Below are 16,890 nucleotides of genomic sequence, written 5' to 3' on the forward strand. Positions count from 1 at the left end.
ACGCAGCATCGCCGATGGTAGTGTGGGGCTTCCCCATGTGAGAGTAGGTCATCGTCAAGCTCTTATTCAAAACCCCCGATTGCTCACGCAGTCGGGGGTTTTTTCATTGCGAGCTTGACGAACACGTCAAGGTCGGGCGCGACCCCGGTCTATTCAAAGCCCCTGATCACTAATGTGGTCAGGGGTTTTTCATTTGGTCACATCTGTATGTGTTGTGCTGCGCTACTTATGAGACACCTGTCTTAAGCAAATCATAGGCCTTTAGTATTCTTTATTTTTAATGTGGCCTGATATGGTGCTGAATATATTGAAGATGGCCTGAAAAGATGTCTTTTTTTCACCTATTTATGACACAAATCTACCTGATTGGATAAATGATATTCGTCTAATCTTACATGTGTCTAAGAATAAGTATGGATTAAGCATGATTCTCGCTACCTTCCGGACGGTTGCACTTGTCACCGCGGTTTCGTTATCTCCGTCGATATGGGCTTTAGAAGCATTGACTGATCGTGGGCTGTCAGAAGTCACCGGCCAGGCGTTTATCAATATCCAGGATGACTCATACAGCTCAGGAAGCGGTCAATGGTCTGGTGAGTATGAGTTCACTACGGTTTCGCTCGGTATGGAGCTGGAGACGGTGTTCAATATTGATGAGTTGCGTGTTGGGCAGTTTGAGCGTACAGCCTATGAGGACGGTACGGTGCCTGTCACAGACGATGACCGCAATATTATCTATGAGAACGGCGAAGCGCTGGTGTACGACGCGGATATCATGATCGACAACTTTGCACTGGGCCGGGTTGATAACTATAACGACGCTGCCAACGCTGAGTACGCTCCATTCAAGGCTCAGAATCCGTATATTGAACTGGCATACAAAGTAGAAAACGGTGAGCGCAGAGTGGCCGGTGTGCGTTTCGGGTTCGAGCGCGCTCAGGGGGATCTCTCTGGCGACCTGATTGCACTTACCGGGAAGATTGAAGGCGAGATTCGTGGAGATGCGGGTCTTGTTTATAGCCAGAACTGTCCCGGCGCTGGATTATTCAACTGTATCGCTTTATCGCTGGCTCAGGGGACCGAGATTTATACTCAGGTAGACCTGCTGGATGCCTCTACCGGTAACGGTGCTGAAGATCTCAATACTACCTACCTCAAGCGTGCGTCCTGGTTCGGCGTCCCGAACGGACGTAATTTCGACTCGGATGAATCCGGGCTTGTTGCGTCTCTGATTCCTCTGCTTACCGTTGCCGATGACTGTGAAGTGACGGGAACACCAGGCTGTTTCCGTACCCGAATTTATCAGTCGATATACATTGGCGATCGCGATGCGTCTTTTGAAGAGGGGTCGGCTTCGGGAGTATTTGTCTCTGTTCAGACGGAGGCTGTGCCCTGGGAAGATTTGTCGGGGGTTCCTGGCACTGACCGTATCCTGACTGAGCGTGGGGCGTATATGAATATCGCCCGCTATCAGTCCGGAACAGAAACCAAATATCCGCTCTATCTCACTCTTGAGGAAGCAACCAACGGTACCGCCCGTGTTGCTACCTGTGTTGGCCAGCTGAAGGGGTGCTGAGATGAAATATGTCGCTTTGTTGGGCTTTGGTTTGTTAGCGGCTTCCGCGAAGGCTGACCTGCAGGTCATGGATGACTCTCAGCTGGCTGACGCGACCGGTGAAGGGCTTGGTCTTGTCATAGAGGACTTTGTATTTAATTCCGACAGCGCTGTTCTGACTGTCTCTGAGATCAATGATGCCAGTGGTAACCCGGTTGAGATCGGCTGGAGTGAGCTCTACATCATGGGTGAGGGTAGCCAGAACGGTACGGTAGAAACGCCGGTCGATATCGGTAATTATTTTAATCCCTGGACGATCAGCTCACAGCGCGGAACGGCCGATTGGTCGGCGGGTGGAGAGGCTGTGCACTCTGGTGAATATGCTGCAATCGGAGATGACCTGGCATTACTTGAGTTTGCAACGTCAGACTACGAATCACCCGCACAGGATACCGTCAGCTATGTCACTGACTGCGTAATGGGTGCCGCATCTGATTGTGCGACCCGCACGGCTCAGCGCAGGTCGGGTGCGGATGTTGGTTCACGCTTCCGGTTTGCTTTCGCGTCTGGTCGGGAAGATGTACTCGACATTGATATCCGCGGTATGTACGTGGATGGGACGCACTTGCGGCTGTGGTCGTCACCGGATGAAAACGGTCAGTCAGAACTGAGCGGGAATCTCCGCCTTGCCCTGTTTGCTGAAGAGTTAAATATCGATGTCTGTAATGGCGTCTGCAACAACACAACGTCGGTTCTGAATATAGACAACCTGCTGCTCGATCTGAATATCGGGTACGGTGAAATTCAACCTGTTAAGTTCAGTGCAACGTCAGACGGCAACTTTGTACTGGAGCTGACAGCACCCGATCCGACGCCCCTGGGGATTGATACAACCGACAGCGTTGCCATGCAGCAGTTCTACGATGATTATTACGCCAATGCACCGAAGAGCAATATCTACATAGGCAATATTCAGGTAGGGCAGAACACGGTTGGAGAGACAATTGTGAACGGTTTCCGTGCTCAGTATTTCAAAATAACCAGTATGGATCTGTGATCCATACTGGTCAGCTCACGGTTACTGAGCTTGTGCGGCATCCGTGACAATCGTAATGGGGTATACCGCTGACTTCTTCAGCTGAGGATTCAGTGCGAGCATGTCGCCGCCCAGCTTGCCCAGAGTTTTTGCCCGATTGCCCGGAGATGGGTGAGTGCTCAGGAATTCCGGGCCTCCACCGCCTCCAGCTTTCTGCATTTTATTCCACAGAGAAACCGCAGCGTCCGGCTTATAGCCTGCGAGCGTCGCGAGCTTAATTCCGATCTCATCCGCTTCAGATTCTGCAGTACGGCTGTTTGGCAGTTCAAGTGCGAGTTTTGCGGCCATCGCCGTGCCAGTAAGAACCATGCCGTTGTTATCCGTCACCGCGCCTGCCGCCAGCAGGCCAGCATTTAACACAACGGCACGCGACATGCGCTCAGCGGTGTGATTGGCAAGTGCGTGAGAGATCTCGTGTCCCATGATCTGTGCGATTTCATCGTCTGTCAGATTGAGTTGAGTAACGATGCCGCTGTAAATCGCCATGCGTCCTCCGGCCATACACCAGGCGTTCAGGGTGTTTGGATCATCAATAATGGCGACGCTCCATTCCCAGTTTTTAGTTTCCGGCTGAAGCTTGATGGCCTCCGTCACGAGGCGACCCGTGATATCGGAAATACGTTTTACCCAGGAGGGGTCCGTCAGCAGTTGATTATTCTGATCCAGTTCGCCGACTGTGCTGGCGTAGGCTTTCTGAGATTCCACAATGGCAGAATCAGGCGACACTATCATTAACTGTGAGCGACCTGTTGGCGTGGTTGCGCAGCCCGCGACGGTGGCACCGATCAGTGAGGCGAGAATCAATGGTTTCATCGGAGTGTCCTTTGCGTTCCTTTGACGAAAATAATGGCGCCAGTGTAAGGCTTCAGTCTGTTTAGTTACAGCCTGCCTTTGATGGTTCCGTGTGGGCAGATGCGCGGGATATTCTCAAGAGTCTGGTATAATGCTCCTTTTACTCTGACGAGAAGACCGCCTGTGTTTGCGAAAACAGAATTACATCAGCGCCTGTTGCTGGGACTGGAAAAACAGAACATCTCTGAAGCAACAGAAGTTCAGGCTGAGGTCATCCCTCTGGCGGTCGCAGGTAAAGACCTTCAGGTCTGTGCAGAGACCGGTAGCGGCAAGACACTGGCGTACCTGTTGCCTGTTATGCAGCAGTTACTATCGGTCGAAGCTCCGGACTCTGCAACTAGGGCGCTTGTGCTCGTTCCTACCCGGGAGCTGGCTCGCCAGGTCTTTAAAGAGGCGAAGAAGCTGACGGATCTCACGTCTCTTAATGTCGGTGTGCTGACAGGCGGAGAGGAGTTTAAGTATCAGGCATCTATGCTGCGTAAAAATCCTGAGATCCTGATCTCGACGACCGGGCGCCTGGTCGATCATATCAAGCGGGATACCGTCGAGCTGGGAGATCTGGAGTTTCTGATTCTTGATGAAGCGGATCGCATGCTGGACATGGGCTTCTCCGAAGACATGGAGATCATTGTCGGTAAGTGTCGTTCCGAGCGTCAGACCATGATGTTGTCTGCCACGTTAAGACATGAAGGTGTCGGACGTATTGCCCGCTCCTGGCTTCGTTCACCGTCTAAGATCACTACCCAGAGTGTGCAGGAGCAGCACGAGTTTATTGTTCAGCAACGTATTCTCGCCGACGACAACAGCCATAAAGACCGTTTGCTGACCTGGCTGTTGGCTAATGAGACCTTCGGTAAGGCAATTATTTTCGTTAACCGTCGTACTGAGGTTGAGCGTCTGTCAGAGTTTGTTCGCCGGCATCGCAACGGTGTCGCTATGCTGCATGGCGACATGACTCAGGATGAGCGGAATTATGTCATGCAATGTCTGCGTGAGGGGCGCCGTGACGTTCTGATTGCAACTGATGTGGCGGCCCGTGGTCTTGATGTTGATGGCATGGATCTGGTGATCAACTACGATCTGGCCCGTAAGGGGGATGAATATATCCACCGGATCGGACGTACGGGTCGTGCAGGGCGTCAGGGGCTGGCAATCAGCCTGATTTCTCCCCGCGAGTGGAACCTTAAAGCTGCCATCGAGCGTTATATTCAACAGGAGATGGAGCCCCGGACGATCAAAGAGCTGAAGGGCAACTATACCGGGCCGAAGAAAGTGAAGGCGTCTGGTAAGGCGGCGGGGCCTAAGAAGAAAAAGACGAAAGACAATAAAAAAGTGGGTGCTAAGAAAGCGCCGTCTGCGAAGAAGAAACTTGGCCCACGTCCATCCCGGCCTAAATCCACAGGTACTCTGATGGATAACGAGGGCTTTGCGCCAGTGAAGCGTAAGAAGCCCTCGGCTGAATCCTGAGATCAGCGCCCGAACTGGCCACTGTTGTAGTCGCGGATGGCCTGTTCAATTTCTTCTGTGGTGTTCATTACAAAGGGACCGTAATGCGCCACTGGCTCGAGAATAGGCTGCCCGGTGAGAAAGAGCACACGGCTGTCGCTGTCGGCCTTCAGAGTGACCTCATCTCCTTGCGTTGAATACACAAGCAATGTTTTGTCCGGCAGTGTCTGACCGGTACTCAGCGCCCCCTGATAGACATAGGCGATTGCGCGCTCTCCGTCGTTTACGGGCAGGGCAATGGAAGCGCCGGCGGGGATAAACAGATCCAGGTAGCCCGCAGAGGCTGAAAGGTCCATCAGTGGGCCCGTTACTTGTCCTTCCTCAAAATTCCATTCGCCGGCAATCACAGTGGCCGTGATTTCGTCGTTGAGTGTGACTACCGGGATTTCCTCCGCGGTCACATCACGGTACTTCGGGTCACACATCTTTTCGGCTGCCGGGAGATTGATCCAGAGCTGGAAGCCGTGCAGCCCTCCGAGATCCCGTTCAGGCATTTCGCTGTGAATGATGCCTTTGCCGGCGGACATCCACTGTGCGCCACCGCTGCGGATTTCCCCACGGTTACCGAGATGATCCCGATGTATCAGGGCGCCTTTGCGCAGGTACGTCAGTGTTTCCATGCCACGGTGTGGGTGAGGTGGGAAGCCGCCCATGTAGTCTTTTTCATCGTCGGACACCAGCTCGTCGAGCATCAGGAACGGATCGGCCTGGCGCTGATTGAAAAGCGCCAGCCGGCGGATTTTTACGCCGTCGCCGTCAGAGCTCGGGTGGCTGCGGATAAAGCTTTCGAGGGTGCGTTGCGTCATGTTGCCTCCGGGAATGACTACTAGGGCATGTCTTAATAATTTAACCGGAAAAACCCGTTACTGCCGAGCAGGGCCGTCAGAACGCATTGTTCTGCTTCAGACGGCCGTCTGCTCTTCGACCTGCTGATCCAGGCCTTTTTCGACAGCATCGGTAAGCGCCTGGCAGAAGTCAGGGTCAGAGAAAGGTTCGTTGTTCTGATCAACGATAAAGAAGATATCCGAGACCCGCTCGCCCTCGGTCAGGATCTTGGCGCCCTGTAGCTGAGCATTATGCTCTGCCAGTATCTTACCCATACGGGCAAGAAGCCCGGGGCGGTCAGCTGCCACGACTTCAAGCACGGTGCGCTTGCGGATCGGATCATTACTGATCGTCACCTGGGTTGGCACCATAAACTGCTTGAGCATCCGGGGGGTGCGGCGCTGGATAATCGTGCTGTAGTCTTCTGGCTCAGCCAGTGCTTCGCACAGCGTATTTCTGATGGAGCGGATGTGCTCCGGATCAACGATTGCCTCATTGTTCTCGTCGAGAACAATATAGGTATCTACCGCATTGTTTTCAGCTTCTGAGGTCATGATGCGTGCATCCTGAATATTCAGATTGAGCTGATCCAGCGTGGCGGTTGTGACGGCGAAGAGATTCGGCTGATCTTTCATAAAAATGAAAATCTGTGTCGCCCCTTCAAACTGCCGGTCGGAGGTCTGGCGGATGGATACCAGCGGCTTTTCGCTGCTGCCGTGTGAATCTATCTCACGGGTGTGCCAGACGATGTTGTCTACCCCTTCACGCAGGAAGTAGTCATCTCCGGGGACACCCCATATTTCACGGACACGGGATTCAGGCAGGCCGTAGTCTTTCAGCTGGGCAATGGCCTCCTGCTGAATTTCCTCAATGACTTCGTCTTTGTGCAGTGGATTTTCCAGGCCGCGACGCAGCGCCGCCTGTGTACTGCGGTAAAGGCTTCGCATCTGTTCTGCGCGCCATGGCGTCCAGAGATCAGGATTCGTCGAGTGCGTATCTGCAACAGAGATCAGGAAGAGCATATCCAGGTGGTACTGATCGCCCACTTCGAGTGCAAACTGATGTATGTCTTCCGGGTTACTCAGATCATACTTCTGCAGCGCGTCGGACATCAGCAGGTGATTGCTGACCAGCCAGCTGACCATGTGAGTGTCGGCGGGTTTGAGTGCATGTTGTCTGCAGAACGCTTCGGCAATCTCCCCGCCGTGAAGGCAGTGATCGCCTTCCATGCTTTTGCCTGTGTCGTGAAGCAGAGCGGCGAGATACAGGACTTCTTTTTTCTGAATTTTGTGAATCAGTCGAGAGGCGATAGGAAACTGCTCCCGAACATCGCCATAACGGAAGTGTCTGAGCAGGCGGATCATACGGAAGCTATGATCATCGACCGTATATTTGTGCAGCAGGTCGTATTCCATCATGCCAATGACACGGCCAAACTCCGGAATGTAGCGACCCAGAATGCCATGACGCATCATCCGTGAGAGCTCGCGGACTACCCGTGACTTGTTGCGGAGCAGGGCCATAAACGTGGCGTTATGCTCAGGGTTCTGGCGATAGTCGTCATCGATCATATTGCGGTTATCCCGCAGTGCGCGGATGGTACTGGAGTGCATCCCTCGGGTATCAGGCAATTGTGCAAGGAGAACAAAGACCTTCAGCAGCCACACAGGTTCATCGCGGAACAGGCCAGGGGTTTTCAGTTGCAGATAACCATTACAGAGCACGAAGTGCTCATTAACCGCCTGAAACTGGTTATCGTTGCACTTCATGTAATCTTCGTTGAAATGCATCAGTAGCATCTCAGACAACTGTATGGTCGAGAGCTGATGGCGGTAGAACTGTGACATAAACCGCTCTACGCCAAGTTGGCGGCTGTTGTCGCGATAACCGAGCAACTCTGCGACCTGCTTCTGCAGATCAAATAGCAGACGGTCTTCTTCGCGCCCCGCAAGCATGTGCAGTGCGTACCGGACCTGCCAGAGAAAGCTGACGCTGCTCGCCAGGCGCTGGTATTCAAACGACGTAAGGAATCCGCTGTCCTGGAGGTTGGACAGAGTGCCTTTACCGAAGTGACGCATAGCCACCCAGCTGATGGTCTGTACATCGCGAAGTGCGCCCGGAGAGTTTTTAACATTCGGCTCCAGGTTGTACTCGGCGCTGTTGTGTTTGTCGTGTCTTTGATTCAGTTCGGTCCACTTGGCCTCAAAGAAGGATGCAGCCGGCCAGATTCTGTCTGCGGCGACACTGTCTTTCAGATCAGGGTGGAGCGATGTGTCTCCCGCCAGGGTGCGGCTCTCCATCATGTTCGTGATGATGGTCAGATCGCCGCTGGCCTCGGAGACGCATTCGGCAAGTGTGCGGACACTGTGTCCAACATCGAGTTTCAGGTCCCAGAGGAGGGTGATGAAGTCCTGCAGGTCGCTGGCATTGTTGTTGATGTCGTCTTCGCTGCGGGCCAGTATCAGTACATCGATATCAGAGTAGGGGTGGAGTTCGCCGCGCCCATAGCCGCCGACAGCAATCAGTGCCAGCCCTTCCGCTGGCAGATTGCGGAACCGCCATAAAGCACGCAGAACGCGGTCCATCAGAGTTGCACGCAGCGGCACCAGAGTGTCAGCATCGAGGGTTTCTCTGAAGTACGCATTGGCTTCTTCGCGGATGCGTGTCAACTCAGGTTTGATCACGGGCAGGGGCAGGCCCCGCTCGGTGAGCTGCTGATAAAGTACGTCTTCGTCCAGTTCCGGGAGTGCTGGAGCAGCCTGCCCGTTACTCACTTCCAGAATTGCTCTTCTTCTTTCCGTCGGGTCAGCACGTCAACGCCATCAGCCGTGACGACCATAGTGTGCTCCCATTGTGCTGAGGCCTTGCGGTCTTTCGTGACGACTGTCCAGCCATCTTTCATCAGCTTGTTGTGGCGGGTGCCCAGGTTGATCATTGGCTCGATAGTAAAAATCATACCTTCCTGCAGCTCCATGCCTGTGCCGGGCTTACCGTAGTGCAGGATCTGAGGGTCTTCGTGGAAGTTCTTACCGATACCGTGTCCACAATACTCGCGTACAACCGAGTAATGATTGCCTTCGGCATGTGTCTGGATGGCATGGCCGATATCACCGAGGCGAACGCCGGGTTTGACCATATCAATGGCCAGATAGAGGCATTCCTGGGTGACCCGGATGAGGCGTTCGAGAGCAGGCTGAACCTCACCGACGCAGAACATTGCGCTGGTATCACCGTGATAACCATCCTTGATGACGGTGATATCAATGTTAACGATGTCGCCTTTCTTCAGGATCTTGTCGTCACTGGGAATACCGTGGCAGATGACCTGGTTGATCGATGTGCAGATCGACTTAGGAAAGCCGTGGTAATTCAGCGGAGCTGGGATGGCGTGCTGCACATTGACAATGTAGTCGTGGCAGATCCGGTCGAGCTCGCCCGTGGATACACCCGGCTTTACATACTCGCCAATCATTTCCAGCACCTCGGCCGCCAGACGGCCGGCTACCCTCATCTTGGCGATGTCTTCCGCCGTGTTAATCGTGACGCTCATCGGTACCTGCGATTCCGTTATGTCATTCAATCTGGCTATTGTACTGCCAGATGGCTATATGTTGAACCGCTACCTTCATCAATCCATACCCTCCTTAAGTATCCCGGGGCTGGTGCGGCTGGAGTAAAAGTGGTATAAAGCGCCCGCGCTCGACGCCGTATGCCGGAGAGACCGGTATAACGTAATAACACACACGCACTGTAACGAAGTGCCGGGGTGCCTGCTTAACCGCAGGTCGGTGCTGAGGGTGCGTGGAGGCCTAACCCCTATATAAGGTAAAAATATCATGGCACAAGTAAGCATGCGTGACCTGCTGAAAGCAGGTGTACACTTCGGTCACCAGACTCGTTACTGGAACCCAAAGATGGGCAAATACATCTTTGGCGCACGTAACAAAATCCACATCATCAACCTTGAGCAGACTGTTCCAGCACTGAACGGCGCTCTGAAGCTGGTTGAAGGTATGGCTTCCAAGAACAACAAGGTTCTGTTCGTTGGCACCAAGCGTGCTGCGGGCAAGATCATGAAAGAGCAGGCAGAGCGTTCTGGCCAGCCTTTCGTTGCTCACCGCTGGCTCGGCGGTATGCTGACCAACTACAAGACTATCCGTCAGTCCATCAAGCGTCTGCGTGACCTTGAAGCTCAGAAGCAGGACGGCACTTTCGAACAGCTGACCAAGAAAGAAGCTCTGATGCGTACCCGTGAAATGGATAAGCTCGAGCGTTCTATCGGTGGTATTAAAGAGATGGGCGGTCTGCCTGATGCTCTGTTCGTAATCGACGTTGATCACGAGCGTATCGCTGTTCAGGAAGCAAACAAGCTGGGTATCCCGGTTGTAGGTATTGTTGATACTAACTCTAACCCTGACGGTGTTGATCATGTTATCCCAGGTAACGATGATGCGATCCGCGCAATCCAGATCTACGCAACTGCCATGGCAGACGCGATCCTGGAAGGCAAGCAGGGCGGTGCTTCTGCAGATGAGTTCGTCGCTGTAGCCGACGAAGCACCTGCGGCTGAGTAATCAGACCGGAATCGAAAAAGGGGCCTGGCCCCTTTTTTTAAAACGTTTACTGACAAGTTAAATCAAGAGGAAATTCAACATGGCAAACGTATCTGCTGCCCTGGTTAAAGAGCTGCGTGAGCGTACCGGCCTTGGCATGATGGAGTGCAAAAAAGCACTGACCGCTGCTGAAGGTGATATCGATAAAGCAATCGAAGACCTGCGTAAGAACTCCGGTCTGAAAGCAGCTAAGAAAGCTGACCGTACTGCTGCAGAAGGTAAGCTGCGTGTTGTTGTTAACAACGGTTCTGCGGTAATCGTTGAAGTTAACTCTGAAACTGACTTCGCTGCTGGCGATGCTAACTTTGCAGCATTCGCTGACAAAGTCGTTGCCAAACTGGCTGAAACAAAAGAAACCGACGTCGCTGCTCTGATGGCTGGCGAACTGGAAGAAGCTCGTGAAGCTCTGGTTCAGAAAATCGGTGAAAACATCACTGTTCGTCGTCCGGCAGTAGTTGAAGCGCCAGTTGTTGGTGCTTACGTTCACTCTAACGGCAAGATCGCATGTATTGTTGCGCTGACTGCGGGTGACGAAGAGCTGGCTAAAGACGTTGCTATGCACGTTACTGCTTCTAACCCACGCGTTGTTCGTGGTGAAGATATGCCTGCTGACGTTCTCGAGAAAGAGAAAGAAATCATCAAGGCGCAGCCAGACATGGCTGGCAAGCCAGAAGAAATTGTTGAGAAAATGATGGTTGGTCGTATCAACAAGTTCCTGAAAGAAAACAGCCTGCTGGATCAGCCGTTCGTTAAGAACCCTGACCAGACTGTAGGTCAGCTGGTTAAAGCTGGCGGTGCCGAAGTTGTCAGCTTCCTGCGTATGGAAGTAGGCGAAGGCATCGAAGTTGAGAAGACTGACTTCGCTGCAGAAGTTGCTGCTCAGCTGAAAGGCTGATCGTAGCTGCGGGTAGTTCACGCGATGTGAATACCCATTCATATGCCGGGCTTGCCCGGCATATTTGTATTTATCTGGCTTATGCCGTGGGTGTATAAGCTTTCCTATCTTTCTGGAGACATTTGTCATGGCCGAGCAAAAAAGTCCGAAATACAAGCGAATTCTGCTGAAACTCAGTGGTGAGGCTCTTATGGGAGAGCTCGATTTCGGGATCGACCCTAAGGTCCTTGACCGTATGGCGCTTGAAATCGGTCAGCTCCGGGGTATAGGTGTGCAGGTTGGTCTCGTCATTGGCGGTGGCAACCTGTTCCGTGGTAAGGCGCTGAGCGAAGCGGGCCTTGATCGTGTTGCTGGTGACCACATGGGGATGCTGGCGACTGTGATGAATGCGCTGGCGATGCGTGACGCACTTGAGCGCGCCAACATGCCAACCCGCGTGATGTCCGCAATTCCGATGAGCGGTGTTGTTGATCATTATGATCGTCGCAGTGCTATTCGTGCGCTGAATCAGGGGGATGTTGTTATATTTTCTGCCGGTACCGGCAATCCCTTCTTTACTACCGATTCCGCTGCCTGTCTGCGTGGCATTGAAATTAACGCTGATCTCGTACTGAAAGCGACCAACGTCGACGGCGTTTACACTGCAGACCCTAAAAAGGACCCAACGGCGCAGAAGTACGATACTCTCACGTACGCCGAAGTCCTGGAAAAACAACTGGGCGTGATGGATCTGACGGCTATTGTTCTGGCCCAGGATCACAAGATGCCATTGCGCGTATACAATATGAACGAAACTGGTGTGCTGGGTCGTCTGATGACAGGCGGCAGCGATGGCACCCTGATTGTGAGTGGAGATTAAAAGCATGATCAACGAAATCCATAAAGATGCTGAAGATCGTATGTCCAAGAGCGTGAATGCTCTGATCGATGCCTTTAAGAAAGTACGTACCGGTCGTGCGAATCCAGCCATTCTGGATAACGTGATGGTTGATTATTACGGCACTCCGACCCCGATTAACCAGGTCGCGAACGTAATTGTGGAAGATGGCCGTGCACTGGCGATCAACCCATGGGAAAAGAACCTGGTTCCACAGATTGAGCGTGCAATTCTGAAGTCTGACCTGGGTCTCAACCCTGCAACTAACGGCGATACCATTCGTCTGCCGATGCCAGCTCTGACTGAAGAAACCCGTAAGGATTACATCAAGCAGGCGCGCTCTGAAGCAGAGAAAGGCCGTGTCTCTGTGCGGAATATCCGTCGTGATGCGAACAGCACTTTCAAGGATCTGCTGAAGGATAAAGAGATCACTGAAGACGAAGCGCGTGGTGCGGAAGATCAGATGCAGAAGCTGACCGATAAATATATCGCGCAGGTGGATGCACTGCTGGCAGAGAAAGAAAAAGACCTGATGAAGGTCTGATTCATGTCCACCAGTATCGACCACACCTCAGCGGCGCAGGGAAGTGTGCCGCGCCATGTTGCCATCATTATGGATGGCAACAATCGTTGGGCTAAAAAGCGTTTTATGCCCGGCGTTGCGGGACACAAAGCTGGCGTTGATGCCGTCCGTGCTGTCGTTGAGACATCCGCCCGTGAGGGCGTAGAAGTCCTCACACTGTTCGCGTTCAGCAGCGAGAACTGGCGTCGCCCGGAGGATGAGGTCGGGGCGTTAATGCAGCTGTTTATCATGGCACTGCAGCGTGAAGTGAAGAAACTCCACAAAAATAATATCCGCCTCGTAGTGATGGGAGACCTGTCTGGTTTTTCTGCTCAGATTCAGGGGCTGATCGCTGAAGCCGAAGCACTGACCCGCGACAACGACAGCATGACACTGGTCGTGGCCGCAAATTATGGTGGTCAGTGGGACATCGCTCAGGCAGCCCGTAAAGTGGCTGAAGAAGTTAAGGCCGGACGTCTTGAACCTGCCGACATCGATGAGCAGACTCTCCATCGTTATACCTGGCTGAACGAGTTTCCAGCGCCTGATCTGATGATCCGCACAGGCGGTGAGCAGCGCATCAGTAATTTCATGCTCTGGCAGACCGCATACGCTGAGTTTTACTTCAGTGATGCACTCTGGCCGGATTTTAAAGAAGAAGAATATAAAAAGGCGTTAGCCGCATTCGCCGCGAGAACACGGCGATTCGGACGGACTGACGACCAGTTGAAGGGATCTGAATAAAGTGACAAAGCAGCGCGTTCTGACCGCACTGGTGCTCGCGCCGGTGATGATTTTTGGGATCTTCTTCCTGGAGCTCAAACCTTTCGCTGTATTTATCGGGATCATTGCCAGTCTGGGGGCATGGGAATGGGCCAATATTGCCGGCTACAAAAAGAACTGGAGCCGGGTTCTCTACGCCGTATTTGTGTTTGTCTGTCTCTACATCAGTGCGCGGTTTCTGCGCGTCTGGCCGGAATATAAAATCTGGTTCCTCGCCGCGGGGACCCTGTGGTGGGTTGTTGCGTTTGCCCTGGTGAAACGCTATCCCGGCGGTACCGACCTGTGGAATGCCCGTGTTATCCGGGCGTTTCTCGGTTTGTGTGTACTTATTCCTATGTGGGTTGGCTTTATGCACCTCAAGGAAGAACCCCACAGTTCACTGTTAATTATCTACGTCATGCTGGTGGTCTGGGGAGCAGATACCGGCGCTTACTTTGCTGGTCGTAAGTGGGGCAATACCAAACTTGCACCTAACGTCAGTCCGGGCAAATCCTGGGCCGGCTTCTGGGGCGGTCTGGCAACCACACTCGTACTGGCGGCATTCGCCTGTTGGTACGTTGATAGCCAGCTGCAGGCGCTCAATACTGCTCAGGCACTCAAGATTTTTGCCATCACAGTCGTGACTATGGTGATCTCTGTATTGGGTGATCTGGTCGAAAGTATGATGAAGCGCCACCGCGGTATCAAAGACAGTTCATCGCTGCTTCCCGGGCATGGTGGTGTGATGGACCGGATTGATAGCATGGCGGCGGCAGTACCCGTCTTTGCCTTTATGATGATGGTGCTGCAGTGGGGGCTGGTTGCATGAGCCAATGGCTCACGATTCTTGGCTCCACAGGTTCGATTGGTTGCAGCACACTGGATGTTGTCCGGCGTCACCCTGACCGTTATCGCGTCTATGCTCTGACCGCTGCTCGCCGGGCAGAGGACATGCTGGCACAGATTGCTGAATTTTCTCCCCGGTTTGCTGTGATGACTGACGCAGAGGCTGCAGAAAGCGTGCGTGCAGGTCTGCCTTCCGACGCCACCACTCAGGTTCTCGCGGGTGCTGATGCCCTCATTGATGTTGCTTCTGCGGCTGAGGTTGATCAGGTCATGGCAGCGATTGTCGGCGCGGCTGGGTTGTTGCCAACACTCGCAGCGGCGGAAGCCGGCAAGCGGGTTCTGCTGGCGAATAAAGAAAGTTTGGTGATGGCGGGGCCACTCTTCATGGAGGCGATCCGTCGTGGCGGCGCTGAGCTCCTGCCGATCGACAGCGAACACAATGCGATATTTCAGTCCATGCCGGCTGATTACGCCGGAGATCTCTCTGAGAAAGGTATCCGCAAGATCTTACTGACAGCGTCTGGCGGTCCATTCCGCGGGCGTACTTCAGAGGCACTGAAGGACGTCACACCATCCCAGGCCGTTGCTCATCCGAACTGGTCGATGGGGGCAAAAATCTCAGTTGACTCCGCCACCCTGATGAACAAAGGGCTGGAGTTAATTGAAGCCTGTTTTCTGTTCAACTGTCAGGCCGATGATGTTCAGGTCGTGGTGCACCCGGAGAGCGTGATTCATTCCATGGTGCAGTACTGTGATGGCTCGGTGCTGGCGCAGTTAGGGCAGCCCGATATGCGTACTCCCATTGCGTACGGTATGGCCTGGCCAGAGCGTATTGAAGCCGGGGTTGCCTCGCTCGATTTATTTGAAATAGCCCGCCTGAATTTTGAAGCCGCAGATGAAGAAACCTTTCCCTGTCTGGGGCTGGCCAAGCAGGCATTCGCTGCTGGCGGGACCATGCCTGCCGTGCTGAACGCAGCGAACGAAGTGGCTGTTGACGCTTTTTTACAGGAACAAATCCCGTTTAATGATATTCCTACCCTGATTGCCCGGGTTATGTCAGAACATCGTCCCGTCGCGGCGGATGATATTGAAACCATCCTGTCGGCGGATGCCTGGGCGCGAAGCCGGGCCCGGGAAACAATCGCGGAGGTAAGTCAGTGACCCTGCTGTCATTCATCGTTGCTATCAGCATTCTGGTGGTTATTCACGAGTATGGTCACTTCTGGGTTGCCCGTCGTTGTGGAGTTCAGGTACTGCGTTTCTCTGTGGGCTTCGGTAAGCCACTGTTCTCCCTTAAGGATAAGCAGGGCACTGAATATTCCGTGGCGCCCATTCCTCTGGGTGGCTACGTAAAAATGCTCGATAGCCGTGAAGCCACGGTACCAGAGCATCTTCGTCATCAGGAATTCAACAGTAAGTCTCCCTGGGCCCGCATTGCGATTGCGGCCGCAGGCCCTCTGGCGAATTTCATATTTGCCGTGTTCGTTTACTGGATGCTCTTTTTAGGTGGTACCACCGGGCTGGTGCCTGTGATTGGTAGCGTCGATGAAGATTCGCCGGCAGCCGTTGCCGGTCTCTATCCGGGAGACGAGATTCTTTCTGTCGGCGGCGAGACGGCGCAGTCCTGGCAGGACGTCAGTTGGCATCTGCTGAGCTACATCGGTGAGACGACCAATGTAGAGCTGGCCGTCAGAGATGAAGCAGGCAGCACCCGTAATGTGACTCTGGCGCTCAGAGACTGGTTGGGAGATACCGATACCCCTGAACCCGTTTCGGGGATTGGTGTGTCTCCGCGTCTGCCCGATCTTCCTCTGCGGATTGGTCAGGTGATGGATGATTCTCCGGCTCAGAAAGCGGGCATGTTGGCGGGCGATGAAATAGTCGCCGTTAATGGCGCTCCGGTGAATGACTGGGCAGATTGGGTAGACCAGATCCGGGCAGCGCCGGATCAGACTGTCTTTGTCGATGTTCTTCGCAACGAACAGATGATCGGCCTCGAAGCGCGGCCCAAAGCCATCACCCTGGACAGTGGCGAAGTGATCGGTCAGATCGGCGTTATGGCTGAAGCGCCTGATATTCCTGAGAGCTGGTTGCGCGTAAGCGAGCCCGGAGTGGGCCCGGCGTTGGTCATGGGGCTGGAAAAAACCGGACAGTTGATCGTCTTCACGCTGGAATCCCTGTGGAAAATGATCACAGGTGATGTGTCGGTAAAGAACTTGAGTGGCCCAATCACGATTGCTAAAGTAGCCGGCGCTTCAGCGTCAGGTGGAATGGAAGCATTTATTGGGTTCCTGGCTTTGCTGAGTGTCTCTCTTGGGGTACTGAACCTGCTTCCGGTACCTATGCTCGACGGTGGGCACATACTGTTTTATCTGGCTGAACTGGTGCGGGGCAAACCTCTGCCCGAATCGGTTCAGATTGCCGCGGTGAAGGTGGGCATGGTTATGCTGCTGACCTTGATGGTGGTGGCTTTTTATAACGATATCAGCCGGCTCTGACCG

15 protein-coding genes are annotated in these 16,890 nt (G+C 53.5%); 11 read left to right on the forward strand and 4 right to left on the reverse strand.

What is annotated here, in order from left to right:
- The first annotated feature begins 424 nt into the window (after nt 1–424).
- Together Q1L85_RS15960 and Q1L85_RS15965 are read left to right on the forward strand one after the other, a co-directional pair.
- Nucleotides 425–1,576, forward strand: coding sequence for a hypothetical protein (locus tag Q1L85_RS15960; RefSeq protein WP_300428297.1), 1,152 nt, complete (start codon nt 425–427; stop codon nt 1,574–1,576).
- 1 nt (nt 1,577) lies between these two features.
- The gene (locus Q1L85_RS15965; protein ID WP_300428298.1) at nt 1,578–2,612 is read left to right on the forward strand and encodes a hypothetical protein; all 1,035 of its coding nucleotides are present in this window, start codon (nt 1,578–1,580) and stop codon (nt 2,610–2,612) included.
- A 21-nt stretch (nt 2,613–2,633) separates the two neighbouring features.
- Here the strand turns inward: Q1L85_RS15965 and Q1L85_RS15970 are convergent, their stop codons facing one another.
- Complete coding sequence (locus tag Q1L85_RS15970; RefSeq protein ID WP_300428299.1) at nt 2,634–3,464, reverse strand: M48 family metallopeptidase; 831 nt, start codon at nt 3,462–3,464, stop codon at nt 2,634–2,636.
- Between the two features lie 162 nt (nt 3,465–3,626).
- Between Q1L85_RS15970 and Q1L85_RS15975 the strand changes: the two genes are divergently transcribed.
- Nucleotides 3,627–4,970, forward strand: coding sequence for a DEAD/DEAH box helicase (locus Q1L85_RS15975; protein WP_300428300.1), 1,344 nt, complete (start codon nt 3,627–3,629; stop codon nt 4,968–4,970).
- Nucleotides 4,971–4,972: 2 nt separating this feature from the next.
- Here the strand turns inward: Q1L85_RS15975 and Q1L85_RS15980 are convergent, their stop codons facing one another.
- From Q1L85_RS15980 to map, 3 genes are all read right to left on the reverse strand, one after another.
- Nucleotides 4,973–5,815, reverse strand: coding sequence for a pirin family protein (locus tag Q1L85_RS15980; protein WP_300428301.1), 843 nt, complete (start codon nt 5,813–5,815; stop codon nt 4,973–4,975).
- A gap of 96 nt (nt 5,816–5,911) precedes the next feature.
- Complete coding sequence (glnD, locus tag Q1L85_RS15985; protein WP_300433584.1) at nt 5,912–8,608, reverse strand: [protein-PII] uridylyltransferase; 2,697 nt, start codon at nt 8,606–8,608, stop codon at nt 5,912–5,914.
- Entirely contained in the window at nt 8,605–9,384 is a 780-nt protein-coding gene (gene map, locus Q1L85_RS15990) for a type I methionyl aminopeptidase (protein ID WP_300433585.1), read from the reverse strand. The genes glnD and map overlap by 4 nt, the downstream gene beginning before the upstream one ends.
- A gap of 286 nt (nt 9,385–9,670) precedes the next feature.
- On the opposite strand from map, the gene rpsB reads away from it, so the two are divergent.
- From rpsB to rseP, 8 genes are all read left to right on the forward strand, one after another.
- Nucleotides 9,671–10,408: a 30S ribosomal protein S2 gene (gene rpsB / locus Q1L85_RS15995; RefSeq protein ID WP_300433586.1), complete on the forward strand. Its 738-nt coding sequence runs from the start codon at nt 9,671–9,673 to the stop codon at nt 10,406–10,408.
- Nucleotides 10,409–10,487: 79 nt separating this feature from the next.
- On the forward strand, nt 10,488–11,342 hold the full coding sequence (tsf, locus tag Q1L85_RS16000; protein ID WP_300433587.1) for a translation elongation factor Ts: 855 nt from the start codon (nt 10,488–10,490) through the stop codon (nt 11,340–11,342).
- A 127-nt stretch (nt 11,343–11,469) separates the two neighbouring features.
- Nucleotides 11,470–12,201, forward strand: a complete 732-nt coding sequence (gene pyrH, locus Q1L85_RS16005) for a UMP kinase (RefSeq protein ID WP_300433588.1) — start codon at nt 11,470–11,472, stop codon at nt 12,199–12,201.
- A 4-nt stretch (nt 12,202–12,205) separates the two neighbouring features.
- Nucleotides 12,206–12,763, forward strand: coding sequence for a ribosome recycling factor (gene frr / locus Q1L85_RS16010; protein WP_300427018.1), 558 nt, complete (start codon nt 12,206–12,208; stop codon nt 12,761–12,763).
- 15 nt (nt 12,764–12,778) lie between these two features.
- On the forward strand, nt 12,779–13,525 hold the full coding sequence (gene uppS, locus Q1L85_RS16015) for a polyprenyl diphosphate synthase (RefSeq protein WP_300427023.1): 747 nt from the start codon (nt 12,779–12,781) through the stop codon (nt 13,523–13,525).
- Between the two features lies 1 nt (nt 13,526).
- On the forward strand, nt 13,527–14,372 hold the full coding sequence (locus Q1L85_RS16020; protein ID WP_300427017.1) for a phosphatidate cytidylyltransferase: 846 nt from the start codon (nt 13,527–13,529) through the stop codon (nt 14,370–14,372).
- On the forward strand, nt 14,369–15,550 hold the full coding sequence (ispC, locus tag Q1L85_RS16025) for a 1-deoxy-D-xylulose-5-phosphate reductoisomerase (RefSeq protein WP_300433589.1): 1,182 nt from the start codon (nt 14,369–14,371) through the stop codon (nt 15,548–15,550). Before Q1L85_RS16020 ends, ispC begins: the two co-directional genes overlap by 4 nt.
- Nucleotides 15,547–16,887, forward strand: coding sequence for an RIP metalloprotease RseP (rseP, locus tag Q1L85_RS16030; protein ID WP_300427015.1), 1,341 nt, complete (start codon nt 15,547–15,549; stop codon nt 16,885–16,887). The genes ispC and rseP overlap by 4 nt, the downstream gene beginning before the upstream one ends.
- The last annotated feature ends 3 nt before the right edge of the window (nt 16,888–16,890 follow it).

This window comes from uncultured Thalassolituus sp. (genome assembly GCF_950066645.1).
In the GTDB taxonomy this organism is placed as follows: domain Bacteria; phylum Pseudomonadota; class Gammaproteobacteria; order Pseudomonadales; family Oceanobacteraceae; genus Thalassolituus.